The organism is Methylobacterium aquaticum, from assembly GCF_001043915.1.
GTDB classification, from domain to species: Bacteria; Pseudomonadota; Alphaproteobacteria; order Rhizobiales; family Beijerinckiaceae; genus Methylobacterium; species Methylobacterium aquaticum.
This window is the reverse complement of the sequence record NZ_LABX01000051.1, coordinates 18,867-43,346: the sequence shown is the minus strand read 5'-3', so window position 1 is coordinate 43,346 and position 24,480 is coordinate 18,867. Positions and strand designations below refer to the sequence as shown.

20 protein-coding genes are annotated in these 24,480 nt (G+C 71.3%); 10 read left to right on the top strand and 10 right to left on the bottom strand.

What is annotated here, in order from left to right; translation table 11 throughout:
• Positions 1–13: 13 nt before the first annotated feature.
• Positions 14–997 carry an MBL fold metallo-hydrolase gene (locus tag VP06_RS07370; RefSeq protein ID WP_082167242.1) on the bottom strand — a complete coding sequence of 328 codons (984 nt, stop codon included), beginning with the start codon at positions 995–997 and terminating at the stop codon, positions 14–16.
• A gap of 297 nt (positions 998–1,294) precedes the next feature.
• On the opposite strand from VP06_RS07370, the gene hydA reads away from it, so the two are divergent.
• From hydA to VP06_RS07355, 3 genes are all read left to right on the top strand, one after another.
• Positions 1,295–2,797 (top strand): dihydropyrimidinase, encoded by a 1,503-nt coding sequence (hydA, locus tag VP06_RS07365; protein ID WP_048463174.1) that lies wholly within the window; start codon positions 1,295–1,297, stop codon positions 2,795–2,797.
• A 797-nt stretch (positions 2,798–3,594) separates the two neighbouring features.
• The gene (locus VP06_RS07360) at positions 3,595–3,864 is read left to right on the top strand and encodes a hypothetical protein (protein ID WP_048463173.1); all 270 of its coding nucleotides are present in this window, start codon (positions 3,595–3,597) and stop codon (positions 3,862–3,864) included.
• Between the two features lie 58 nt (positions 3,865–3,922).
• A complete protein-coding gene (locus tag VP06_RS07355) occupies positions 3,923–4,327 on the top strand; it encodes a carboxymuconolactone decarboxylase family protein (protein ID WP_048463172.1) in 405 nt (134 codons plus the stop codon).
• A 54-nt stretch (positions 4,328–4,381) separates the two neighbouring features.
• On the opposite strand, the gene VP06_RS07350 is transcribed toward VP06_RS07355, so the two are convergent.
• Positions 4,382–5,731, bottom strand: a complete 1,350-nt coding sequence (locus tag VP06_RS07350) for an NAD(P)H-dependent oxidoreductase (protein WP_048463171.1) — start codon at positions 5,729–5,731, stop codon at positions 4,382–4,384.
• A gap of 129 nt (positions 5,732–5,860) precedes the next feature.
• Here VP06_RS07350 and VP06_RS07345 point away from each other — a divergent pair, with 129 nt between their 5' ends.
• Complete coding sequence (locus VP06_RS07345; RefSeq protein ID WP_048463170.1) at positions 5,861–6,304, top strand: bleomycin resistance protein; 444 nt, start codon at positions 5,861–5,863, stop codon at positions 6,302–6,304.
• A gap of 13 nt (positions 6,305–6,317) precedes the next feature.
• Here the strand turns inward: VP06_RS07345 and VP06_RS07340 are convergent, their stop codons facing one another.
• Positions 6,318–8,267, bottom strand: coding sequence for a potassium transporter Kup (locus VP06_RS07340; RefSeq protein WP_082167241.1), 1,950 nt, complete (start codon positions 8,265–8,267; stop codon positions 6,318–6,320).
• 297 nt (positions 8,268–8,564) lie between these two features.
• On the opposite strand from VP06_RS07340, the gene VP06_RS07335 reads away from it, so the two are divergent.
• Both VP06_RS07335 and VP06_RS07330 read left to right on the top strand, forming a co-directional pair.
• Complete coding sequence (locus VP06_RS07335) at positions 8,565–9,626, top strand: SDR family oxidoreductase (RefSeq protein ID WP_048463169.1); 1,062 nt, start codon at positions 8,565–8,567, stop codon at positions 9,624–9,626.
• Positions 9,627–9,744: 118 nt separating this feature from the next.
• A complete protein-coding gene (locus VP06_RS07330; RefSeq protein WP_053081582.1) occupies positions 9,745–12,126 on the top strand; it encodes a methyl-accepting chemotaxis protein in 2,382 nt (793 codons plus the stop codon).
• Between the two features lie 161 nt (positions 12,127–12,287).
• Here VP06_RS07330 and VP06_RS07325 read toward each other — a convergent pair whose 3' ends face one another.
• Entirely contained in the window at positions 12,288–13,067 is a 780-nt protein-coding gene (locus tag VP06_RS07325; RefSeq protein WP_048463168.1) for a 2-keto-4-pentenoate hydratase, read from the bottom strand.
• On the bottom strand, positions 13,064–13,882 hold the full coding sequence (locus tag VP06_RS07320) for an SDR family NAD(P)-dependent oxidoreductase (protein ID WP_048463167.1): 819 nt from the start codon (positions 13,880–13,882) through the stop codon (positions 13,064–13,066). The genes VP06_RS07325 and VP06_RS07320 overlap by 4 nt, the downstream gene beginning before the upstream one ends.
• Positions 13,883–14,012: 130 nt before the next feature.
• On the opposite strand from VP06_RS07320, the gene VP06_RS07315 reads away from it, so the two are divergent.
• Positions 14,013–14,684: an RraA family protein gene (locus VP06_RS07315; protein WP_048463166.1), complete on the top strand. Its 672-nt coding sequence runs from the start codon at positions 14,013–14,015 to the stop codon at positions 14,682–14,684.
• Here VP06_RS07315 and VP06_RS07310 read toward each other — a convergent pair.
• Both VP06_RS07310 and VP06_RS07305 read right to left on the bottom strand, forming a co-directional pair.
• Positions 14,674–15,306 carry a flavin reductase family protein gene (locus VP06_RS07310; protein ID WP_048463165.1) on the bottom strand — a complete coding sequence of 211 codons (633 nt, stop codon included), beginning with the start codon at positions 15,304–15,306 and terminating at the stop codon, positions 14,674–14,676. The two genes, VP06_RS07315 and VP06_RS07310, sit on opposite strands and share 11 nt — an antisense overlap.
• A gap of 4 nt (positions 15,307–15,310) precedes the next feature.
• Complete coding sequence (locus tag VP06_RS07305) at positions 15,311–16,261, bottom strand: acetamidase/formamidase family protein (RefSeq protein ID WP_048463164.1); 951 nt, start codon at positions 16,259–16,261, stop codon at positions 15,311–15,313.
• Between the two features lie 122 nt (positions 16,262–16,383).
• Between VP06_RS07305 and VP06_RS07300 the strand changes: the two genes are divergently transcribed.
• Complete coding sequence (locus VP06_RS07300; RefSeq protein ID WP_048463163.1) at positions 16,384–17,283, top strand: beta-keto acid cleavage family enzyme; 900 nt, start codon at positions 16,384–16,386, stop codon at positions 17,281–17,283.
• A gap of 91 nt (positions 17,284–17,374) precedes the next feature.
• Here VP06_RS07300 and VP06_RS07295 read toward each other — a convergent pair whose 3' ends face one another.
• From VP06_RS07295 to VP06_RS07285, 3 genes are all read right to left on the bottom strand, one after another.
• Positions 17,375–20,212, bottom strand: coding sequence for an ATP-binding protein (locus VP06_RS07295; protein WP_053081579.1), 2,838 nt, complete (start codon positions 20,210–20,212; stop codon positions 17,375–17,377).
• A 140-nt stretch (positions 20,213–20,352) separates the two neighbouring features.
• Entirely contained in the window at positions 20,353–20,766 is a 414-nt protein-coding gene (locus VP06_RS07290) for a DUF3830 family protein (RefSeq protein ID WP_048436207.1), read from the bottom strand.
• Positions 20,763–22,124, bottom strand: a complete 1,362-nt coding sequence (locus VP06_RS07285) for an allantoate amidohydrolase (protein WP_063928357.1) — start codon at positions 22,122–22,124, stop codon at positions 20,763–20,765. The genes VP06_RS07290 and VP06_RS07285 overlap by 4 nt, the downstream gene beginning before the upstream one ends.
• Positions 22,125–22,332: 208 nt before the next feature.
• On the opposite strand from VP06_RS07285, the gene VP06_RS07280 reads away from it, so the two are divergent.
• Positions 22,333–23,235, top strand: coding sequence for a LysR family transcriptional regulator (locus VP06_RS07280; protein ID WP_156295488.1), 903 nt, complete (start codon positions 22,333–22,335; stop codon positions 23,233–23,235).
• Between the two features lie 94 nt (positions 23,236–23,329).
• The gene (locus tag VP06_RS07275; RefSeq protein ID WP_048463162.1) at positions 23,330–24,445 is read left to right on the top strand and encodes a D-alanine--D-alanine ligase family protein; all 1,116 of its coding nucleotides are present in this window, start codon (positions 23,330–23,332) and stop codon (positions 24,443–24,445) included.
• The last annotated feature ends 35 nt before the right edge of the window (positions 24,446–24,480 follow it).

The following is a 24,480-nucleotide window of genomic DNA, read 5'->3' as shown; positions in this document are numbered from 1 at the left end:
GCCCCGATGCCCCCTACAGGTCCATCTTCATCGCCTGCGGATAGTAGCGGAACCCGCCCTGCCCGTTCTCCGCGACGTGGCCGATGCCCGGCCAGGCGAAGTGGTAGGCCAGGACTGGAATGCGGTTCTTGGCCAGCATGGTCAGCATCTTGAGCCGGGTCTGGGCCGATTGCTTCGGGTCGGTGTCGTAGGCGAACTCGGTCAGCGGCTTCTCCATCAGCAGCACCGGGTGATGCGTCAGGTCGCCGAGGTAGCAGAGGCTGTCCTTGCCCGAGGTGATCATGAACATCGTATGGCCGACGCTGTGGCCCGGCGCGGCCAGCGCCTGGATGCCGGGGAGGAATTCCTGCCCGTCCTTGACGAAGACCAGCCGGTCGCGGATCGGCAGCAGGTTCTTGCGGGCCGTGTCGAGGAAGGCGCTGAACGAGGCCGGAACCTTGGCGGGATCGGTCCAGTAATCGAAATCGGCCTGCGAGATGTAGTACTGGGCGTTGGGGAAGTGCGGCGTGCCGTCGTCGCCGACGCAGCCGCCGCAATGATCGACATGGGCATGGCTCATCACCACGGCGTCGATGTCCTTCGGGTCGATGCCGGCCTGGCGCATCGTGCTGAGCAGCTTGCCGGTGGTCGGCCCGAACAGCTTGAGCGAGCCCATGCCGGTATCGAACAGCACCAGCTTGCTGCCGGTGTTGAGGATCAGGATGTTCTGCTCCAGCACCGCGTTCGAGAGCGGCAGGAAGTTGCGGGTCAGCTGCGCGTCCATCTCGGCCGGGGTGAGGCCGAGGAAGTTGGCATGGGGGTCGCCGAGCGGCAGGGTGCCGTCGGAGACCATCGTGGCCTCGGCATCGCCGAGGGTGAAGCGGTAGAAATACGGGCTCTGGCTGCGCAGCATCGGCGCCTTGGCGCCCGCCGCGCCCGGCAGCCCGGCCGTCACCGCGGCGGCAGCGGCACCGAGCATCAGGCCACGCCGGCTTGGGCCATCCGAACGAATCGTCATCGGGGGTTCCTCCACATGGGCCGCGGGCGCCTTATGCCCGCGCCGAGCCGGCGGGATCCCCGTCGGCTCGAACGCGGCCGGAACCTCTGCGGTGCCGTCCTTGTCCGCCTGTCCGGAAATCTTGTCAAACCCGCTGTCGGATCCGATGCCGCCCGCGCGGGCACGGTTCCGGGGGACGCGCCCGAATTGCGGGCGCCCTGCCCAACCTCCCGGCAGCGCGGCCGATCGCCCCGGCACCGGAATTGACAGCGTTCCGAGACACTTCCTACACCGCTCGCAACGAGGGAGGGCCTTGCGATGCCGAGCCACGATTTCGACTACGACCTGGTGGTGCGCGGCGCGACGCTCGCCGGCCCGGCGGAGGTGTTCGAGGGCGATGTCGGGGTGCGCGACGGGGTGATCGCGGCCCTCGGCCGGGGCCTGCGGCGCGGCCGCGAGGAGATCGACGCCAAGGGGATGATCGTCACGCCCGGCGGCCTCGACCCGCATTGCCATATCGAGGAGCCGTCCGAGGGCGGCGGCGTGCAGGAGGAGAGCTTTTCGAGCGGCTCGGCCGCGGCGCTCGCCGGGGGCACCACCTCGTTCATCTGCTTCGTGCCGCAATGGAAGGGACACCCGATCGCGGCGACCGCCGAGGGCTACGAGGCCCGGGCGCGCGCCTCGCGGGCCGATTACAGCTTCCACCAGATCATCACCGATCCGACCCCCGACGTGCTGGACCGCGAGGTGCCGGCCCTCGTCGCCCGCGGCATCCGCAGCCTCAAGGTCTTCCTCACCTACGATCCCCTGCGCCTCACCGACGGGCAGTTCCTGGACGTGCTGGCGACCGCCCGGCGCCTCGGCGCCTTCGTGACGGTGCATTGTGAGAACTACGACGCCATCGGCTGGCGCATCCGCGCCCTCCTGGAGGCCGGCCTCACCGACCCGCTCCAGCACGCCTGGGCCCGCCCGCCGGTGGTCGAGCGCGAGGCGACGCACCGGGCGATCGCGCTGGCCGAGCTGGTCGACCAGCCGATCCAGGTCTTCCACGTCTCCTGCGACGAGGCGGCCGAAGAAATCGCCCGGGCGAGAGCCCGCGGCATCAAGGTCTGGGGCGAGACCTGCCCGCAATACCTCACCCTCTCCACCGACGACTTAGGCAAGCCCGATTTCGAGGGCGCCAAGGTGGTGTGCTCGCCGGCGCTGCGGGCCCCGGGCGAATCCGAGCGGATCTGGGCCCGCATCCGCGAGGGCACGCTGGACGTGGTCTCCTCCGACCATTGCGGCTTCTCCTTCGCCACCGCCAAGCGCGACCCGGGCAGCAGCGGCTACGGCCAGGGCGGCGCGGGCGCCCGCCCCGACGGGATGCCGGCCTTCAACGCGATCCCGAACGGCGTGCCGGGGATCGAGACCCGGCTGCCGGTGCTCTTCTCGGAGGGCGTCTCCGCCGGGCGCATCGACCTGCCGACCTTCGTGCGCCTGACCTCGACCAACGCCGCCCGCCTGTTCGGCCTCGCCGGCCGGAAGGGGACCCTGGCACCGGGGGCGGATGCCGATCTGGTGCTGTGGAACCCGGATGCCGAGCGGGTCCTGACGAATGCCGACCTGCACCACGCCATCGACTACACGCCCTGGGAGGGGATGCGCCTCAAGGGCCTGCCCACGCTGACCATCCGGCGCGGCGAGATCGCGGTGCGCGACGGGCAGGTCCTGGCCGAGCCGGGTTCCGGCCGGTTCCTGGCCCGCGGCCCCTACGCCCTCGCCACGCCCTCCGGCCGGGTGCCGGACGGCTTCGACGCCGCCGCATCCCGGCGCGGCTGAGAGCCCGTTCGGGCGGCGCCCGCCCGCTCCCGTCCTGGCGCGTCGTTCCGGGCTCGGAGCCCGGAACGACCGGACACCTGTCAAGACCGTCGATCCGGTCAGATCGCGATCAGGATCATTTTTGAAGCCGTGAAGCCTTCCGTCGAAATCCGCGTCATCCCCAAGATCATTTTCTCTCGACCGTTCATAATCATACCATCGTAACCAGATGGCGATGCACCCGGCCGACGAGTTATCTCAAATTTTCGATACAGGACCAGAGTTTTGGTAAAATTTTGAGAACGTAATCAAGGGTATTTTTTTCGGGCGGCGGGACTTGACGACTGATGTCATCATAATATTCCTTATAAAAAAACAGACTACATGTTTTTCAAATCGAAAATCAAAGCCGGCGTTGAAGTAAAAGATCGATTTTTACATTGACGGCAGGCCTGCGGTGGGCCCACCCTCGCCCGTCCGACAGGCTCCGCGTGCTCACCCCCACGCATCCATCGCTGCCCCATCCCGACGGGGACAACGTCGCTCCACCCCAATCGATCATCAATCGATCGGCTCGGCGGCCCCCTCCCGACAAGTCTTTCGCTGCATCGCAACGTCGAGAGCCGTCGACCGTCTACGTGCTCCACCACACACGACGACGTGTCGCCCCGAGGTCTTGCATCGACTTGCGATTGACCCCCGTCCGGCATTGATCATACTTCAACCATGGACAGCGAAACCGGCACATCGCAACACTTGCGCCGGTCTTTTTAAGCCGCCGATGTCCAAATGCTGATCTCGCACCATGGGGACTTGTCATGAGGACATCGCTCATCCGTACCGGACTGGTGACCCTGGCTCTCTGCGGGGCGGGACCGGCCTTCGCGGAGGCCACCAGCGCGCAACGCGCGGCCTGCACCCCCGATGTCTGGCGCCTCTGCGCCGGCGAGATTCCGAACATCTCGCGGATCACCGCCTGCCTGCGGCGGGAGAAACCGAAGCTGAGCCCGGCCTGTCGCCAGGTGATGAACGACGCCGACCGCGAGGCCGCCTTGCGTGCCGTCGCCAGCAACGACCGCCGGTCCTGATCTCGACGGGCGCCGCCGCATCCGGGATCATGCGCCTCCCGACACGAGGAGGCTGACCATGGCGACCGTGAGGCTCTGGACCGACGCGGAGGCGGATGCCGATCCCCGCGTCAAGGCGGTGTTCGACGACATCCGGGCGGTGCGCCGCTCGGACTTCATCAACAATTTCTGGCGCGCGCTCGCCAACCAGCCGACGGTTCTGGAGCGGACCTGGGCCGACCTGAAGCAGGTGATGGCCGCCGACGGCGTCCTCGACCCGCTGACCAAGGAGCTGATCTACATCGCGGTCTCGACCGCCAACGGGTGCAGCTACTGCATCCACTCCCACACCGCCGCGGCGCGCGCCAAGGGCATGACCGAAGCGCAGCACGGCGAGTTGCTGGCGGTGATCGGGATGGCGAACACCACCAACGCGCTGGTCACCGGAATGCAGGTGCCGGTGGATCCGGAATTTCAGATTTAGGCACGCCCGGCTGAACTCTCCCCCGCAATGGTGGAGGGTCAGGGCGCCCGGCGCCTATCCCACCTCCGCCCGAAACGCCTCTTCCATCTCCCGCCGGAAACGGATCGCCGGATCGTCGGCCGAGTACGAGACGTCGTCCCAGGAAACCGGCGTTCCGGCGGCGACAGGCCGGGTGAGGGTGAGGCCGTGGGCGAGCCCGATCGGCAGGCCGCCGGCCTTGAGCGAGTCGCTCGCCGGCATCAGCCGGCCATAGACGGTGTAGCCCCCCTCCCCGTCCAGGCGCTCGCCGGCCTTCAGGTCGCGCTTGGCGGTCGCCACCACGTCGCCGGAGAAGCCCCGTGTGGTGCCGGTCGGCTCGCCCCGCACCGCGATGCTGGCGACCGACAGGCCGAGTTCGAGCCCGATCAGGTGATAGGGCTTGTACATCGCGCTGTAGCGCCCGCTCGGGTCGGTCTTCAGGCCGTACTCGGCAAAGCACTTGCGGACGTAGTCGGACGGCGCCTCGAAGGTGGCGTAGACGCCCCAGCGCAGGTCGCGGAAGACGGGACGGCCGTCGCGCTCGAGCGACGACACCACCTCGACGGTGCCGTCCACCGGCAGGATGCCGCCGGCCGATCGGGGCTTCAGCAGGGTCGGCAGGTCGTCGACGCCGCAAGCCGGGAAGGCGAGGCCGGCGGGTGGCGGGGTCAGGTCGCAGGCATTGGCCACCGCCGCCATCTCCAGCGCCGACTTGGTGCCGTCGAGGAAGGAGTTGAACATCTGCGGGTTGAAGTCGCCGCCGGCGACCTGCTCCGGCGAGAAGCCGTAATGGCCCCAGACCGTGTCGGGGGTCGAGGCGTGGTAGACCGGGAGGTACTTGGTGCCCTTGCCGGCGCAGACCACCCGGAAGCCCGCCGTGCGGGCCCAGTCGACGATCTCGGCGATGAGTGCCGGCTGGTCGCCATAGGCGAAGGAATAGACGATCCCGGCCTCCGCCGCCCGGCGGGCGATCAGGGGCCCCGCCAGCGCGTCGGCCTCGACATTGACCATCACGATGTGGCGGCGGTGGCGGCAGCAGGCGAGCGCGTGGCGGATGCCGGCGCCCGGGTGCCCCGTCGCCTCGACGATCACCTCGATCCCGTCCGCGGCGATCAGGCCCTCGGCGTCGTCGGTGAGGACGGTGGTGCCCTGGCGCATCGCCTCGGCGACGCTCTTGGCCTCATAGCGTTCCGCCGGCCAGCCGACCCGGTCGAGCGCGGCACGCGCCCGCTGCGGGTCGAGATCGGCGATGCCGACGACGTGCAGCCCCGGCGTGCGCGGCGCCTGCGACAGGAACATCGAGCCGAACTTGCCGGCCCCGATCACCCCGATCCTGACAGGATTGCCGGCTTGCGCCCGCGCGGCGAGCGTGTGGTACAGGCTCATGTCCCCTCCCCGGGGCGGCCAGGCCGCCACCGCGTTTCCTTCGGCGCGCGTCGTGGGCGCCGTTGCGGGAACCGTCGGGGATCGGCGGCATGAGGTCAACCGGAAGCGGGCCCGGGATCGGAGGCGAGCATGACGGACTCACTGAAGCGCGCGAAACTGGTCCCCGAACTCGTGGTCGCCGATCTCGCCACGAGCTTGCGCTTCTGGGTCGATCTGATCGGCTTCCGCATCGCCTACGACCGGCCGGAGAACGGCTTCGCCTATCTCGATCGCGACGGGGCGCAGGTGATGCTGGACCAGTACAACCCGTCCGCCCGGCACTGGCTGACCGGCCCGATGGAGCGGCCGCTGGGACGAGGCATCAACCTCCAGATCGAGGTCGCGGCGGTGGAGCCGGTCCTGGAGCGACTGGACGCGGCCGGATGGCCGCTCTTCATGACGGTCGAGGATGCCTGGTACCGGGCCGGCCCCATCGAGGTCGGGCAGCGCCAGTTCCTGGTGCAGGATCCGGATGGCTACCTGCTGCGCCTTGGCGCGAGGCTGGGGGAACGGCCCGCGAGCGGGAGGGCGTGACCGCGATCCCGCCTCAGATCTCGATCTCCGTCCCGACCTCCATCACCTGCCGGGTCGGCACGCAGAAGAAGGCGCCGGTGCGCTCGCCGTTGCGCATCAGGAAGGCGAACAGGGCCTCGCGCCACGCCGCCATGCCCTGGCCGTTGCGCTTCGGGATGATCGTCGCGTGGCCGACGAAGACTGTGACGTCGTCGACGAAATCGGCTGGCAACCCGCAATGGGCGACCGCGCAGGCCAGGCCGTCGGGGATCGACGCCTCCTCCATGAAGCCGTAGCGGAGCGTCACGCGGTAGAGGTCGGGGGCGATCCGGGTCACCTCGGCCCGGTCGGTCGCCGCCACCGCCGGCCGCTCCTCGTAGAGGGCGGTGACGATGGTGCAGCGGGCCGGCAGGGCATGGCTGCGCTCCAGGAGCCGGGTCATGTGGACCGGGATGCCCTTGGTGGCCGCGGACAGGAACGCCCCCGCCCCCGGCAGGCGGATCGGCGGATGGTCGCGCAAGGCGGCCAGGAAGGCGCCCTCGTCCTGGCGGGCGCCGGCCCGGTTGGCCTCGACCAGGCGCGTGCCCTGGAGCCAGGTCAGCATCGTCACGGCGACGATCGCGGTGAGCACCAGCGGATACCAGCCGCCCTCGAGCACCTTCACGCTGTTGGCGGCCAGGAACACGAGGTCGATCGTCAGGAAGGCACCGTTGACCAGGAAGACGAGGATCGGGTTGAAACCCCAGCGCCGGGCGATGAGCGCCGCGAGCAGCGTCGTGATCGCCATCAGCAGCGAGACCGCGATGCCATAGGCGCCGGCCAGCGCGTCCGAGGTCTCGAAGATCAGCACGGCGCTCAAGGTGGCGATGGCCAAAAGCCAGTTCACCGCCGGCACGTAGATCTGGCCTTGAGCGTCGCGCGCCGTGTGGACGATGCGGATGAAGGGCAGGAAGCCGAGCTGGATCGCCTGCTGGGTCAGCGAGAACACGCCCGAGATGATCGCCTGCGAGGCGATGACGGTGGCGAGCGTGGCGAGCCCGATCAGCGGGTAATGTGCCCAGCCGGGGGCAAGATGGTAGAACGGGTTCTCGATCGCGTTGGGCTCGGCGAGCAGCACGGCTCCTTGCCCGAAATAGTTGACGACGAGCGCCGGCAGCACCAGGCCGAACCAGGCGAGCCGGATCGGCCGGGCACCGAAATGGCCGAGATCGGCATACATCGCCTCGCCGCCGGTCACCGCCAGGAAGGCCGCGCCGAGCATCGCGAAGCTGACGGCGAAGCCCGCATGGGTCAGGAAGTCGACTGCCCTCAGGGGATTGAGCGCCGCGAGGATCTGCGGCGCTTGCAGGATGCCGCCTAAGCCCAGCAAGGCGATGACCACGAACCACACCAGCATCACCGGGCCGAAGATTCGCCCGATGAAGGCCGCCCCCCGGCTCTGGATCAGAAAAAGCCCGACCAGGATCACCAGGGTGATCGGCACCACGGCCCGGGCGAGGCCGGGCGCCTCGACCTTCAGGCCCTCGACGGCGCTGAGCACCGAGATCGCCGGCGTGATCGCCCCGTCGCCGTAGAGGAGCGCGGCGCCGATCAGCCCGACCACGAGGAGGAGACCGGCCCAGCTGCGCGGCTCGGCATGGCGGGCGCCGAGGAGCGCCAGCATCGCCACGATGCCGCCCTCGCCGTGATTGTCGGCCCGCAGGATCAGCACCGCGTATTTGAGCGACACCACGACGATGAGCGCCCACAGGATCAGCGACACCGCGCCGATCACCGCCGCCGGCTCGGCCTGGCCGTGGCCGGCCGCCCGCACCGCCTCCTTGAAGGCGTAGAGCGGGCTCGTGCCGATATCACCGTAGACGACCCCGAGGGCGCCGAGGATCAGGGCCGGCTTCAACCGCCGGTCCGGCTCCCGGGCCACCGCCTTCGATGACGGATCCTCGTCCACCGTCGCGAGCTGACCCACGAGCGCCTCCACGGGCATGCCCGGGCGCATCGTCGGCCCCGCTGCCGCGTTGAGCAACGCGGATCCCCGCCGCCGGCTCCGCTTGCCTGACGACCTAAGCAGAGTTCGCAAAAGTGGTTGCCGGTTTCGCGACGAAAATCGGCGATAAAACAACAATCTAAGCGGATAAGACGTTGGCCTGCCCACGCAAGTCCGCTTAGGGCGAGCACGCTATGCCGTTGCGGCGGCCCTCCGGCATAGGCTCCCCTGATCGTCGGGACCTCGCGCGCCCGCCGGCGTTGTCCCGGGGACCAGGAGCGAACAAGGGGACCGACCATGACGGAGACCGTGCTGATCGTCGGAGCGAGCGGGATCGTCGGCAGCGCCGCGGCGGCGGTGATGGGCGAGGCCGGCTGGACGGTGCTGGGGCTCGCCCGCACCCCGCCGGCGCAAGCCGGGGTCGTGCCGGTCGCCGCCGACCTTCAGGATGCGGAGGGGCTCAAGGCGGCCCTCGCGCCGCACCGGCCGACCCGGGTGGTGCTCTCGACCTGGATGCGTCGCCCGACCGAGGCCGAGATGATCCGGGTCAACGGCGCGATGGTGCGCAACCTCCTCGACGCCGTGCAACCGGCCGGCAGCGTGCGCCACGTCGCGCTGGTGACGGGGCTGAAGCACTATCTCGGGCCGTTCGAAGCCTACGGGAAGGGCACCGTGCCGCAGACCCCGTTCCGCGAGGAGCAGGGACGGCTGGAGATCGAGAACTTCTATTACGCCCAGGAGGACGCGGTGTTCGCGGCGGCCCGGCGGGACGGATTTTCGTGGAGCGTGCATCGCCCGCACACCATCATCGGCAAGGCGGTCGGCAACGCGATGAACATGGGCACCACGCTCGCGGTCTACGCCACCCTCTGCCGCGAGACCGGCCGGCCGTTCCGCTTCCCCGGCTCGGCCATGCAGTGGAACGGGCTCACCGACATGACGGACGCCCGGCTGCTGGCGCGCCACCTGCTGTGGGCCTCCACCGTTCCGCAGGCGGCAAACCAGGACTTCAACGTGGTCAACGGCGACGTCTTCCGCTGGAGCTGGATGTGGGGGCGGCTGGCCGCCTGGTTCGGGATCGAGCCCGCACCCTTCGACGGGACGGTGCAGCCGCTCGAGGCGCAGATGGCCGGGGACGCCCCGCTCTGGGCCGGGATCGCGAAGACGCACGGCCTTGCCGAGCCGGACCTGAACCGCCTCGCCTCACCCTGGCATACCGATGCCGATCTCGGCCGTCCGATCGAGGTCGTGACCGATATGAGCAAGAGCCGCCGCCTCGGCTTCCTCGATTACCAGCCCACCGAGGACGCCTTCACCGACCTGTTCACGCGCCTGCGCACCAGCCGGCTGATTCCCTGACCCTGGGACAAGGGGAGACAAAGCAAAAATCTGCTAAAACAATCTCGGGTTGCATCATTATAGTAGGAATTGCTTCAGACATCCCTGCCATTGTGCCCGCGTTAAGGAGACCAAAGACATGTCGATCAGGGCGCGCGTGTTCGGGGGGTTCGGTCTCATCCTCCTGCTGACGGTCGCGGTCGCGGCGATCGGGTGGCACAGCCTGACGGGCTTCGCGCGGCGGGTCGATACGGCCAACGCCGCGCAGCTGCTCGCGGGCGAGATCGGGGATCTGGCCCTCGCCACCGACCGCGCCCTCAAGAGCGACGATGCGCGCCGCGACGATGCGTTGAAGGCGGCGATCGGCCGGGTGCGGGCGAGCTCCGGTGCCTTCTCGGGCCGTCTCGCGGACGACCCGCAGGCCGCCGCGGCCGCCACCGCCATCGTCAGCGCCATCGACGGGTTCGAGGCGGCCGTGAAAGCCTTCGGCCCGCAGAAGGCGACGACGCGGAACCTCCAGGACCGCCACGCCGCCCTGATCGCCGAGTTGCAGACGACGGTGGCCGGCATCGGCACGGCCCAGGAGCGCCAGCTCGCCGAGGCCGGCAAGGCCCTCGACAAGGCGCTGGCCGACCAGAAGACCGCCACCAGCACCGCCGTCGTGGTCGCCTTCGCGATCCGCTCAGCCCTCGAAATGCAGGTTCTCCAGGTCGGCTATCTCTCGGGCGAGGGCGATGACGGGGCGCTCGAACTGCAATCGAAGATCAATTCGGTCGCGGTGCTGCTGCGCCGTGTCGGCGCCATGACCTCGCTCGACGCCGTCGCGCCGGCCCTGACGGCGCTGGAGGGATACCGCGCCAAACTCGACATGCCCATCGGGCCGGGCGGGAAAGCGGAGCGGTCGGAGGATCTGGCGCCGCTGTTCGGGGGCCTGATCGTCGGCCTGCGGCAGGTCGAGCAGGCGCAGAACAACGCCCAGACCGCCGCCCAGGTCACGCTGCGCGAGCAGCAGGACAAGGTCGCCTCGGCGACGAGCCTGCTCATCGCCAGCGGCAAGGCGATTTCCGCCGCCAAGGAGGCGCAGATGCTCGAGCAGCGCGTGATCCTGACGCGGGACGCCGACGCCGCCAAGGCGCTCGACGCGACCGCCGCCGCCCTCATCACCCTGGCGGAGACGATCCTCTACGGTGACATCGACGCCGCGGCCCAGGCCGTGCTGCGCGACCTGAGCCAGAAGGTCCAGGGGTTCAAGGACAGCATTCCGGAGATCGTGAAGGCGAATGCGGCCCAGGCCACGATCCTCGCCGATCTCGACCGGCGCTCGGGCGAGCTGGTCTCGGCCGCGCAGGGGATTGGCGCGGGCGAATTGTCCCAGCTCGCCGCCGAGCGCGACCGGGCCCTGTGGCTGCTCGCCGGCGGCGTGGCGCTCGCCTGCGCCATCGGGGCGGCCCTGGCCCTCCTGATCGGGCGCGGCATCACCCGGCCGATCGACCAGCTCTCGGGCGCCATGCGGGCGCTCGCCGGCGGCGACCTTGATACCGCGGTTCCGGCCCAGGGACGCCGCGACGAGATCGGCGCCATGGCGGGCACCGTGCGGGTGTTCCGCGAGGCGCTGGTCGCCAAGGACGAGGCCGACCGGACCGCCGCGGCGGAAGCCGCCGCCAAGGCGGAACGGGCCGCGCGCCTCGAAGCCGTGACCCGCGCCTTCGAGGCCAACGTGGTGGCGATGACCGAGACCTTAGGGGAAGCCGCCGCCGGCATGGAGGCGACCGCCCGGACCATGACCCAGGCCGCCGAGACCACCAACGGCCGCTCGGCCGAGGTGGCGGGTGCCGCCGAGCAGACGCTCGCCAACGTCCAGATGGTGGCGGCGGCGAGCGAGGAACTGTCGGTCTCGATCGGCGGCATCGCCGCCCAGGTGGCGCAATCCTCGGACATCGCCCGCGACGCCGTCGATCAGGCGCGCCGGACCGACGAGACGGTGCGGCGCCTGGTGAAATCCGCCGATCAGATCGGCGACATCGTGGCGCTGATCTCCTCGATCGCCGGCCAGACCAACCTGCTGGCGCTCAACGCCACGATCGAGGCGGCCCGGGCCGGCGAGGCCGGCCGGGGCTTTGCGGTCGTCGCCGCCGAGGTGAAGGAACTGGCAAACCAGACCAGCCGGGCCACCGCCGAGATCGCCCAGCAGATCGGCCACATCCAGGAGACGACCGGCGGGGTCGTGCAGGCGATCCAGGACATTTCGGGGGTGATCGAGCGGATGTCGGAGATCGCCGAGGGCGTGGCCGGCGCCGTCGACCAGCAGGGCACGGCGACCCAGGAGATCGCCCGCAACGTCCAGCACGCAGCGCAAGGCACGCAAGCCGTGACGACCGGCATCGTGGCGGTGCAGCGCGAGGCCGGCAGCACGGGGGCGGCCGCTGCGGAGGTGCTCGGTGCGGCGGATCGGCTCGGGCGCTATGCTGGCGAATTGGAGCGTGAGGTGGCGGTGTTCCTGGAAGGGGTGAAGGCGGCCTGAGCGGCAGCCACTCCTGTCAAGGCGATTGCAGGCGAAGGGAGCGGAGGGGACAGCCCGATCCGCCCCTTCGCTATATGGTGAGGTTCCGAGGCGGGATGGCGGGCCGTTCGCTGTCCACGGCTCCCGATCGCGAAGCCGGCCGTCGCTTCTGGAGGACGAGGCTACGCGCCGACCCGCACCGTCAGTTCGCCGAGGTCCCCCAGTTCCGCCCGCACCACGTCTCCCGCCTGGATCGGCAGCGGCACCGTGGTGGTGCCGGTGGTCACGACCTGCCCCCGGCGCAGGGTGATCCCCTGCCCCGACAGCGCGTTGGCGAGCCAGGTGAGCGCGAGCCGCGGGTCGTCGAGGGCATTGCCGCCGCGGCCGTGGTAGGGCTCGCGGCCATCCGCGGCGATCCGGGTCGGCATGGCGGCGAGGTCGAGGCTACGCCAGCCCTCCGGCGCCGGGGGGCCGAGGACGAAGAGGTGGGCGCAGGCATTGTCGGCGATCAGGGCCGCCTCCCCTGCCCTCTCGAAGGCGTCGAGGCGCGAATCCGGAAACTCGATCGCCGGATGGGCCGTCTCCACCGCCGCCATCACCTCGTCGACCGTGTAGGGCTGAGGGCGAGGCGGCAGGTCGGCGCCGATGCGGAACGCCACCTCGGGCTCGGCCACCCGCATCTGGTTGCCGGCGAGAGGCACCACATCCTCCGCCGACAGCACCTGCTCGGCGAGCAGCCGCCCGGCGAGCGGCCCGTCGGCACCGATATGGCGCTGGCCGGCGAGACTCGTCGCGGCGATCTTCCAGCCATAGAGGGGTTCAGCGCTGCGCGGCTCCAGCAGGGCCTGGATCCGGTAGGCGGTGGCGCGGTCGGCGGGCGCGAGGTCCGGCGGCAGGGCGGCGAGCAGCCGTCCCTCCCGCCAGTGGCGCCAGAGCAGGTCGGAGGCGGCTTGAAGCGTCACGCGATCCTCCCGGTCAGGCCGCCATCGACGGGGAGCGCCACGCCGGTGATGTAGGCGGCCTCGTCGGAGGCGAGGAACAGGGCGGCGTTGGCGACGTCCCAGGCGGTGCCCATCCGGCCCATCGGGCAGGCGGCGTCGCGGGCCCGCACCATCTCGTCCGGGTCCCGGTACTGGCCGGAGATCTGCTGGTGGATCAGCGGCGTGTTCATCAAACCGGGCATGATCGCGTTCGCCCGGATGCCGTCCTTCGCGTATTGCAGCGCCAAGCCTAAGGTGAAGTTGTTCACCGCGGCCTTGGCCGCGTAGTAGGCGGCATACGGATAGCCGGTATAGCGGATCGCCGCTGCCGACGAGATGTTGATGATGCTGCCGGCGCGCTGCGCCAGCATGTGCGGCAGCACGTGCTTGCAGGCGAGGAAGCAGGTGGTCAGGTTGAGGTCGAGGGTGCGGTGCCAGTCGGCCTCGCTCAATTCGACCGGGCCGCCCATCTGCGCGTAGCCGACGTTGTTGTGCAGCACGTCGATGCGCCCTTGCGCGGCCATGACCTCGGCGACGAGGGCCGCGACCGCCTCCGAGTTGGTGGCGTCGCAGGCGGCGGCCGTGGCGGCGCCGTCCTCGCGGCGGATGATCTCGGCGGTTTCCTCCGCCGCGTCGCGCCGCAGGTCGACGCAGACCACCCGGGCGCCGTGGCGCGCGAAGGTCACCGCCGCGGCCTTGCCGTTGCCCCAGCCCGGTCCCGCCGAGCCGGCGCCGAACAGCAGCGCCACCTTGCCCTCGAGCCGCCGCGAGCCCGGGGCGCTCCCGCCCTCCGCCATGTCGATCCTCCCGTGAGCCCCCTTCCTTGGGGAGCCATGTCGTCCTCGCGCCTGTCGGCGCGTTACGGCACAGCCTATAGAGATCGGAGACCGGCCGCAAAGCGAAGACGGCCCTTCATCGAGGAACGCCATGCCGACCCGCATCATCGCCGAGACCCCGCCCCGCCTCTCCGCCGAGCTGATCGCGCGCTTTTCCGCCGTGCCGGTGGCGGTGGTGGTCGATCTGCTGGAGGGCCGCAGCCAGGTCGATCCGGCGATCCGGCCGCTGCGGCGCATCGCCGGGGGCCCGGCGCTCATCGGCAGCGCCGTCACCGCCGTCTGCGACCCGAAGGATTACGGCGCCGTCCACCACGCCATCGCGGTGGCGCAGGCCGGCGACGTGGTGGTGATCGATGCCGGGGGGCGGAGCGACGTCGCGATGATCGGCGACCTGCTGTCGACCGCGGCGCGGCGCAAGGGCATCGTCGGCCTCGTCGCCGACGGGGCGGTGCGCGACACCGGCATCCTCGGCGGCTGGAGCGATTTTGCGGTGTTCACCCGCCACGTCACCGCCCGCGGCCCGGCCTCGAAGGAGGGCGGCACCGTCGACGCCCCGGCGACGATCGGCGGCGCAAACATCCATCCCCGCGATCTGATCCTCGGCGACGACGACGGCGTCGTGGTGATCCCGCGGGATGCCGCCGAGGGCCTGATCGCCCGGGCCGAGGAGCGGGCGCACGCCGAGATCGGCTGGGAGAAGCGCCTGTCGGCCGGTGAGACGACGCTGGCGGTGTTCGGGGTGCCGGACGCGGTCAGGGCGTGATTCCGCCTCGCGCCTCCGCGACCGTGACCCGGGGCACCGCGAAGCGGTCCCCGGTGCGGACGTAGAGGTCGCCGTAGAGCCGGCCCACCGGCAGGAAGGCGTTTTCGCGCAGGTGGCGCCCGTCCGGGGTGAAGAGGCCGTCGCGGGCGTGCAGCGACACGACCTGCCCGAGCACGATCCGGCGCTCGGGCGAGAGGTCGAGCACCGTATGGGTGCGGCAGCCGAGGCTCGCCGGCGCCTCGGCGATCCGCCCCGGCGCCACGCCGGTGCAGGGGAGAAGGGTCAGCCCCGAAGCCGGGATCTCGCTCTCGCCGGGCGGGAACTCGGCGGCGCAGATGGTCATGCCTGCGACCAGCCCCTCGTCGACGAGGTTGACCACGAACTCGCCCGTCTCGGCGATGTTGACGGCCGTGTCCTTCAGGGTCCCGTCGGAGCGCAGGTTGAAGCTGAGGGCCACGATCGGCGGTTCCTCGGCGAGGACCTGGAAGAAGCTGATCGGCGCCGCATTGTCGGTGCCGGTGCCCGAGCGGGTGGTCACGAGGGCGATCGGCCGCGGGGTCACCAGAGCGGTGAGCAGGCGGTAGCGGTCGCGGGGCGGGAGGTCGTCGAAGCGCAGGTCCATGCGCTCACGATACTCCGGCAAGCGCGCTTTTCGGCAGCAGCATGTGCACGCCCTTGTTGCCGTCCACCGTCTGGGTGATGCGCAGGTTGCCGGCCAGCGAGCACAGCATGTAGGCCTGGTTGCGGGTGAGCCCGGTGCGGGCACAGACGTGGCGGATCATCTCGCGGACCGCCTGGCGCATCGCCTCGTCCAGGCTCTCGTGCAGGCCGATCGCCATCAGGTCGGTCGGGGTCTCGGCGAAGGGCCAGTCGAAGGACAGGTCCTTGCGGATCGTCAGCCGGAACGTGCCGGTGAGGCCTGTTTCGAGCGCCGTGATGCAGACCTCGCCGTCGCCCTGCACGCCGTGGCCGTCGCCGGCATAGAACCCCGCGCCCTCGGTGAAGACCGGCAGGTAGAGGGTGGTGCCGGCCTTCAGCTCCTTGTTGTCCATGTTGCCGCCGAAGCGGCGCGGCACCGGCGAGGTCACCCGCCCCCAGGCCGGCGGCGGGGCGGTGGCGAGGATGCCGAAGAACGGGTCGAGCGGCAGTTCCGTGCCCCAGGGCAGCACCGCGACGCCGCGGCCGACGTCGATGTCCGGGTGGATGGTCTCGTAGTCCGTGAACTCGTCCGGGAGCGTGCCGAGGAGCGGCAGGATCGCCACGAAACCCCAATCCATCCGGACTTGCAGATCGAGGATGTCAACCTGGAGCACGTCGCCCGGCATCGCGCCGCGGACATGGACCGGCCCGGTGACGAAGTGCGGGCCGAGGCCGGGCGAGAGCGCGTCGAGGGCCGCGAGGTAATCGGCCGGGTGGCGGGCGGGATCGGGATGGAGCGAGGCCCGCCCGCCGGCCGGGTGGGAATGCAGCGTGACGGTGTCGCCGGATTCCACCGTCAGCACCGGCGGCAGCGCGGCGTCGAAATAGCCCAGCACCATCGTGTCGGGCGTGGCGGGGATCTCGTGGTGCGTCGGCATGGGAGCCTCCCGGGACAGTCGCGCATCAGCGCTTGCAAGAGCCGCGTGCAAGAGCCGAGCCGACCCGGAAGACAGCGCCAGGCGTCCGGCGCATGATGCCCGCAACGACACGGGAGGCACGGATGGCGGAGATCTGGATCGAGGCGGCCCTGAACGGGCCGTGGGGGCGCGAGCGCCAGCCCGGCATCCCGATCACCGTCGACGAGGTGGTGGCGGACGGGCTCGCCGCGGTGGCGGAAGGGGCGGCAATCATCCACGTCCACGCCTACGACCCCGAGACCGGGCGCCAGAACGACGCCTGGGAGACCTATGCCCGCATCATCGAGGGCATCCGGGCGAAGGCCGACGTGATCGTCTACCCGACGATCCCGCTCGCCGGCTCGGACTATGCCGCGAGCGCGGCGATCCGCTACGCCCATACCGAGGAGCTGGCCCGGCGCGGCCTGATCGAGTGGGCGGTGTGCGACCCGGGCTCGACCACCTTCCTGCGCTACGACGAGGTCTCGGCCGAGGACAGCGGCTTCCTCTACCAGAACCCGATGGCCGATATCCGCGAGGGCCTGCGCATCGCCCGCACCCACCGCATCCGCCCCGGCTACGCCATCTACGAGCCGGGCTTCACCCGCCTGGGCGCCGCCCTCGCCGCCCTGGAGCCGCGCCCGCCGGTGCCGGTCTACCGCTTCATGTTCTCGGACGAGTTCGCCTGGGGTTTTCCGCCGCGGCCGGGCTATCTCGATGCCCATCTGGCGCTGCTCGCCGAATGCGCGCCGGGCGCGCCCTGGATGGTGGCGGGCCTCGGCGTCGACATCCTGCCGCTGGTCCCGGCGGCGGTCTCGCGGGGCGGCCATGTGCGGGTGGGGCTGGAGGATGCGCCGTGGGGCAGCCCGCAGGGCAACCGGGCCTGGGTCGCGGCGGCGCGGCAGGCGATCGAGGCGTCAGGCGGGACGGTGGTGGGAGCTGAGGCGGTGCGGCGGGATCTGGCTTTGCGGGATGAAGCCGTTACGCCCGGCTCACGGCGTTGAGCGCTGTCCAAACGGCAATCCGGCCGATCCGAACCATGTCATCCCACCCTCAGCCTCATCCTGAGGTCGCGCGTGGGATGGAGCGTCCCCCTCACGCCGCCCGCAACGTCTGGATCTGCGCCAAAGCCGCCACCCGGGCCGCCTCGATCCGGCGCTGGAGGTCCGGCAGGTCGGCGCCGGCAAGGCAGGCTTCCTCGATCTCGCGGCAGAGATCGGACAAGCCGGTGAAGCCCAGGAGACCCGCGGCCGAGATCATCGCGTGGGCATCGTGGGCGAGGCCGGCGCGGTCGCCGCTGCGGGCGCGGAAGCGCTGCTCCAGCTCCGCCGCCAGCATGCCGAGCAAGCCGTCGATCCGCTCCCGGCCCATCAGCGTGCGGGCCTCCGCGAAGGCGTCGACATCGACCAGCGTCGGAACCGCGACGGAGGCGCCGCCATCGGCCCGGTGCCGGGCGATCGCCGCGGCCAGCTCGGCACGCTTGAACGGCTTGCCGACATGGCCGTCCATGCCGGCGGCCCGGAAGGTCTCGAGCTGGGCCGGCAGCACGTTGGCGGTCATCGCGACGATCGGCACGGTGCCGACCGGCGGCGGCAGGGTGCGGATCGTCCGGGTGGCGGTGATCCCGTCCATGCCGGGCATCTGCACGTCCATCAGGACGAGATCGTAGGGATGCGCCCGCACCGCCTCGATCGCCGCCGCGCCGTCCCCGGCGACGTCGACGTGGTGGCCCTCGGACTCCAGCACCGCCCGGGCGAGGTCCTGGTTGATCAGCACGTCCTCGACGAGGAGGAGGCGGGCCGGGCGCACCGGCGCCGGCCGGCCCTCCGCGGCCTCCGCCACCGGCGCCGGACAGGCCGGCAGCCTCACCCGGAACCAGAAGGTCGAGCCGGCAGCCGGCCGGCTCTCGACGCCGATCGTGCCGCCCATCAGCTCGACCAGGCCCTTGCAGATCGCGAGACCGAGCCCGCTGCCGCCATATTGCCGGCGGATCGAGCCGTCGACCTGGCTGAAGCGCTGGAACAGGCGGCCGTGCTGCTCAGGGGCGATGCCGATGCCGGTGTCGGTCACCGAGAAACGCAACGTCCCGCCCTCGGCCTCGACCCGCACCATGACCCGGCCGGCGGGGGTGAACTTGACGGCGTTGTTGAGGAGGTTGAGCAGGATCTGGCGCAGCCGGTCGGGATCGCCCCGGACCCAGTCCGGCACCGCCGGATCGATGGCCACGTCGAGGGCGAGACCCTTCGGCTCGGACAGGCCGCGCACGATCGAGGCGGCGTTGTCGACCAGCGCCGCGGGGGCGAAGGGCACCTCGGCGAGCGCGATGCCGCCGGCCTCGATGCGCGAGAAGTCGAGGATGTCGTCGACGACGGTCAGCAGCGCTCCGCCCGCCGCGGCGATCCGGTCGACGTAGCGCCGGTGCCGGCCCGGCAGGGTACGGTCGGCCAGCAGCAGGTCGGCATAGCCGATGACGCCGTTCAACGGCGTGCGGATCTCGTGGCTCATCGAGGCCAGGAAGTCGGTCTTGGCCTGGCTCGCCCGCTCGGCGGTGATCCGCGCCTCTTCCAGCGCACGGGCGTGGCGCTGGCGCTCGCCGACGTCCCGGAAGGTCGCGATGATGGCGGGCTCGCCCGGGGCCGCCCCCGGGATGCGCCGGAACGCCCCCTCGACCCAGACCCAGCCGCCGGTGCGGTGGCGGATGCGGCAGACCACGCTGACCTGCGCCTCGCCGCCGGCGAGGCGGCGGGCCTGGGTCACCAGCAGGGCGAGGTCCTCGCGGTGGAGGCAATCGCGCAGGCGCATCGCCACGGCCTCCTCCGGCGTGTAGCCGAGCAGGCGCCGCACCGCCGGCGAGACGTAGCTGCGCCGGCCGTCATCGTGGGCGAGCACGATCAGCTCGCTGGTGTTCTCGGCGAGCAGGCGGTAGCGCGCCTCCCCGGCCGAGAGCATGCCGGCGGCGCGCCGGGCCTCCGCCTCGAGATCGCGATGGCGCATCAAGGCCCGGGTCAGCCCGAAGCCGAGGCCGACCAGGACGGTACTGATGCCGAGCACCACCGCGGCGTCCTGCCGCACGCCTTCGCGCCAGGCCGCCAGGGTCTCGTCCTTCGAGACGCCCGTGGTGACGAGGAGCGGCGCGCCCGCGACGCGCTGGAAGCTGCCGTAACGCGGCACGCCGTCGATCGGCGAGGCGCTGCCGTCGAAGGTGCCGCCGGCCGCCCCCGCGGCGGCCCGCATCAGGGTGCCGCCGGCGACGCTGCGGCCGACCTTGTCGGGCACGTAGGGATGGCGCACCAGGATCACGCCGTCGCTGCGCAGGAGCCCGATGGCGCCGTTGGGCCCAAGGTCGAGCCGGCCGTAGAGCCGCTGCAATTCGGTGAGCGACAGATCGGCCACCGCAACGAGCGGCGTCTCGCCCGGGCGCGGCACCACCAGGCGGGCGACGCTGACGAACCAGGCATCGGCCGGCCCGATCCGGGTCGGCCAGCCGATCGCCAGTTCGGACTGGCCCACCGCCAGGGCGGCCCGGACGAGGTCGGCATCGGTGGGCCGGCCCCCGCCGCCCACCGCCCCGCCCTGGCCGAACAGCGCGCTGTTGGTGGTGCCGTCGAGCACCCGCACGGCCATGACCGCCGGGATGTGGCCCATCAGGCCGGACAGGAGCTGGCGGGTATAGACCTGGCTCGCCCCGAAGGTGTGGGCATCGACCCGGGCGGCGGCGGCGCTGAGCAGCATGTCGACGGAGGAGACGAGGCGGTTCGCCTCCTGGCCCAGCGCCTGCGCCACCGCCTCGGCGGTGCTGCGGGCATCGCGGATCGTGCGCTCGTAGTCGCGGCTGTCGTTCCAGACCGTGACCGTGGCGAGGCCGAGGCAGGTCGTCAGCACGCCCGCCCAGACGCCACCGACGAGACTGCGGTAGGACCGTTTCAGGTTCATGTCTCAAACGCCCCGACGGCCCCGTCCGGGGGGGCGAACGACCTCCCGGTCGGGCCGCCCGTCAGGCGTAGGGGGCGGAAAGCCCCGCCGCAAGGGGCTCCCGTCTGAGCAAACGTCGCGGCGGGGCGCCGGCCCCGCGCCTACATCGCCTCGAAGCGGATCGGCTGGGCGCCCTTCAGCAGCGTCATGCGGCCGAGGTCGTAGACGTGCTCGATGCCGGTGGTGATGGTCAAGAAGTGGTTGCCGGCGAGCTGGCCCACCTTGCTGGCGAAGTGCACGCCGCCATAGGCGAGCAGGATCTCGGTCTCGCTGATGCCGCCCGGATAGAGGATCATCTGGCCCGGGGCCGGATAGCTGGTGTGGTTCTCGTAGCCGACGCCGAAATCGAGGTCGCCGAGGGGCATCCACACGCCCTCGCCGCTCCAGCGCACGTGGATGACCTCGCTCACGAAGGGCAGGGCCTTGAGGAAGGCCGCGCAGGTCTGCGGCGCCTTCTCGAGCTCGAGCCGGCCGACGAGATCGAACGGGCCGGCCTTGATCTTCAGTTCCGTCACGGGGTCTCTCCTGGGTGGGGGGTGGGACTCAAGGGGTGAGGACTCAAGGGCCGGGCCTCATGCGAGGGCCGGGCCAAGGCTTCGGGAAGCGAGGTTTCCGGCCGCACGGTTTGCGGCCGCAGGTGGCGCAGCACGTCGACGAGCAGGCGCGTCGCCAGATCGACATCGGCCTCGGTGACGGATTCGGCCGGGGAGTGGCTGAGCCCGCCGGCACAGCGCACGAAGATCATGCCGATCGGGCACAGGCCGGCGAGCGCCAGGCCGTCATGGCCGGCCCCGCTCGGCAGGTGCCGGGGAGGCAGGCCCAGGCGCGCGATGCCCGCGGCGATGGCGTCCCTCAGCCCGGGCGCGCAGGACGCGGCGGGCTCGTCGTAACGCGCATGGGCGCTCACCGCGACGCCGCGGCGCGCCGCGATCGCGTCGAAGGCGGTGCGCAGGCGCGCGAGGGCGGCGTGGCGCACGGCATCGCTGGGGCTGCGCAGGTCGAGGCTGAAGCGGGTCAGGGCCGGGATGACGTTGACGGCGCCCCGCGGCACCTCGATCTGGCCCACCGTGGCGACGAGGTCCGGGGTTGCCGTCGCCTCGGCCTCGATCGCCAGCACCATCTCGGCCGCCGCCGCCAGGGCGTCGTGGCGCAGGCTCATCGGCACCGTTCCGGCATGGCCCGCCCGGCCCTCGACCGTGACGACGAGGCGGCTCGCCCCGGCGATCGCCGTGACGATGCCGACCGGCAGGTCCGCCTCGTCCAGGACCGGCCCCTGCTCGATATGGACTTCGAGATAGCCGAGGACCGAGGCCGGGTCGCGGGCGAGCCGGGCGATGCCGTCGGGGTCGCAGCCGAACCCGGTCAGCGCCGTCGCCAGGCTGATCCCGTCGCGGTCCCGGGCCTCGAGGGCCTCGGGCCGGACCAGCCCGGCGAGCGCCCGCGAGCCCGTGAGGGTGACGGGGAAGCGCACTCCCTCCTCGTCGCCGAAGGCCAGCACCTCGACGGCAAAGGGCAGGCGCTCGCCCGCGTCATGCAGGGCCTTCACGGCGGCGATCGCCGTCACAACCCCGAGATTGCCGTCGTAGCGGCCGGCATTCCGCACCGTGTCGATATGCGAGCCGAGCAGCAGGGTCGGGGCGCCGGGGGTCGCGGCCTCGTAGCGGCCGACGACGGTGGCGGCGGCGTCGAGCCGGGTGTCCATGCCGGCCTCCTCCATCCAGGCGGCCACCTGGCGGGCGGCCTGCGCATGGGCAGGCGTGAGGTAGAGGCGGGTGAGCCCGTCCGCGTCGGCGCTGAAGCGCGCCAGCGCGTCGAGGCGGGCCATCACCTCTGCGCCGAGGAACCGGGGGTTCGGCGGCCGGTCGTGCGGCATGGCGGTCGGGTCCGATCAGCGGCGCAGGGGATCAGCGCCCTTGGGGTATGGCCGGGGCGATGGGCTGTCCAGCCGCCCCTTGGTCGGCCGGGGCCGGGGCCCTCGTCTCCTGCCCGAGCCTCACCACTGAGGCTCCCCGCGCTGGACGTCCAATATTCCGTTGCGTATGGTCCAGACGTCTTTCGTCTTGATCCGGCCCGGCCCCGTCGTGGAATTGCGGCACCTGCGCTATTTCGTGGCGGTGGCGGACTCCCTGAGCTTCACCGGCGCGGCGGAGCGCCTGGGCGTCTCGCAGCCGCCGCTGAGCCAGCAGATCCGCGACCTCGAGGCGGAGCTGGGCACCCCGCTCCTCTGGCGCACCAGCCGCAGCGTCGCCCTCACCCCCGCGGGAACCGCCTTCCTCACCCGGGCGCGGAGCATCCTGGCGGAAGTGGACGAAGCCTCGGCCGAGGCCCGGGCCATCGGGGCCGGGCGCAGCGGCACCCTCGATATCGGGCTCACCGGCTCGATTCTGGCCGGCCCCCTCGGGCGGCTGATCCGCCTTTTCGGCGAGCGCTATCCCGGCGTGCTGGTGCGCCTGCACGAGATGCCGCCGGGCGAACAGCCGGCCGCGTTGCACACCCACCGCACCGACCTCGGCTTCCTGCGCTGCCCGCCGGAGGATCCGTCCTTGCGGGTGGTGCGGGCCTGGCCCGAGGCGGTCGGCGTCGCCCTGCCGGCGGGGCATCGCCTGGCGGAGCGCACCGCGATCGCCTTGGGCGACCTGTCCGACGAGCCCTTCGTCTCGCTGCGCCTGCGCGACTCGCGCTTCGCCGCGTCCCTGCGGGACGCCTGCCTCTCCGCCGGCTTCGTGCCGCGGATCGTGCAGCAGGTGGTCGAATCGGCCTCGCTCGTGAACCTCGTGGCGGCGGGCCTCGGCGTCGCCCTGGTGCCGGACTCGACCGGCGCCCTGAAGCGGCCGGACATCGCCTACCGCCCGCTGGCCGGCCCGGCCCCGGTCGCCGATGTCTGCGCCCTGTACCGGGCGCCGGCCGGCGCCGTGACGGAGAATTTCCTGGGCCTGCTGCGGACCGAGCTTGGCCGGGCCGAGCCGGAGGGCGCCGCCTCGTAGGGTTTCTGAAATCGTCATCCGGCGATAATGAGGGCCGCCCGGCGGGTGCCGCGCGGGTTGGCATCTCGCGTTTCAGGTGATCGAGGGTTCGCGCATGACCGAGAAGACCCGCGTCGCCGTCCTGTATGGCGGCAGATCCGGCGAGCACGAGGTCTCGCTGCGCTCCGCCGCCTCGGTGATCCGCCATCTCGACCGCGGCCGCTTCGAGGTGATCCCGGTCAGCATCGACAAGGCTGGGCGCTGGCAGCGCCACGACCTGCGCCGGATCACCCAGACCGGGGACGAGAGCCTGGCGATCCCGCCGGAGAGCCCCGAGGTGCGGCTGGCGCGCGGGTCGGACGGGCGCGCCGCCGTGGTCGCGCTCGACGGCACGCCGGCGCGCGCCGAGATCGACGTGGTCTTCCCGGTGCTGCACGGGCCGCTCTGCGAGGACGGCACGCTCCAGGGCCTGCTGGAACTGACCGAGACCGCCTATGTCGGCTCGGGCGTGATGGCCTCGGCGGTCGGCATGGACAAGGACGTCACCAAGCGCTTGGCCGGCCTCGCCGGCATCCCGATCGCGCCCTACCGCGCCTTCACCCGCCGCGCCTGGGACCGCGGCGAGGTTTCCCCCGACGACATCGCCGCGGCCCTGACGCTCCCGGTCTTCGTCAAGCCCTGCAACATGGGCTCCAGCGTCGGCATCCAGAAGGTCAAGGACTGGGCCGACCTGACGGCGGCGCTGGCCGACGCCTTCCAGTACGACGTCAAGGTGCTGGTCGAGCAGGGCATCGACGCCCGCGAGATCGAGGTGGCGGTGCTCGGCGGCGACCCGCCCTTCGTCAGCGTCGCGAGCGAGCTGAACCCACAACCCCACCACGACTTCTATTCCTACGCCGCCAAGTACATCGATCCCGACGGCGCCAGCGTCGACCTGCCGGCCGACATCGCGCCGGAGCAAATGGAGCACGTGCGGGCCCTCGCCTTGCGCGCCTTCGAGGCGCTCGAATGCAGCGGGATGGCCCGCGTCGACTTCTTCCTCGACCGGAGAAGCGGGGATTTCTTCCTCAACGAGGTCAACACCCTGCCGGGTTTCACCTCGATCAGCATGTACCCGAAGATGATGGAAGCCTCCGGCGTTCCCTATCCGGAGCTGCTGACCCGCCTCGTCGACCTGGCGCTGGAGCGCCACCGGACGCGGCGGGGGCTGAAGCGGGAATTCGGGGGGTAGCGGCAGCTCTCTCCACAAGCGCAACCGGACGGGGG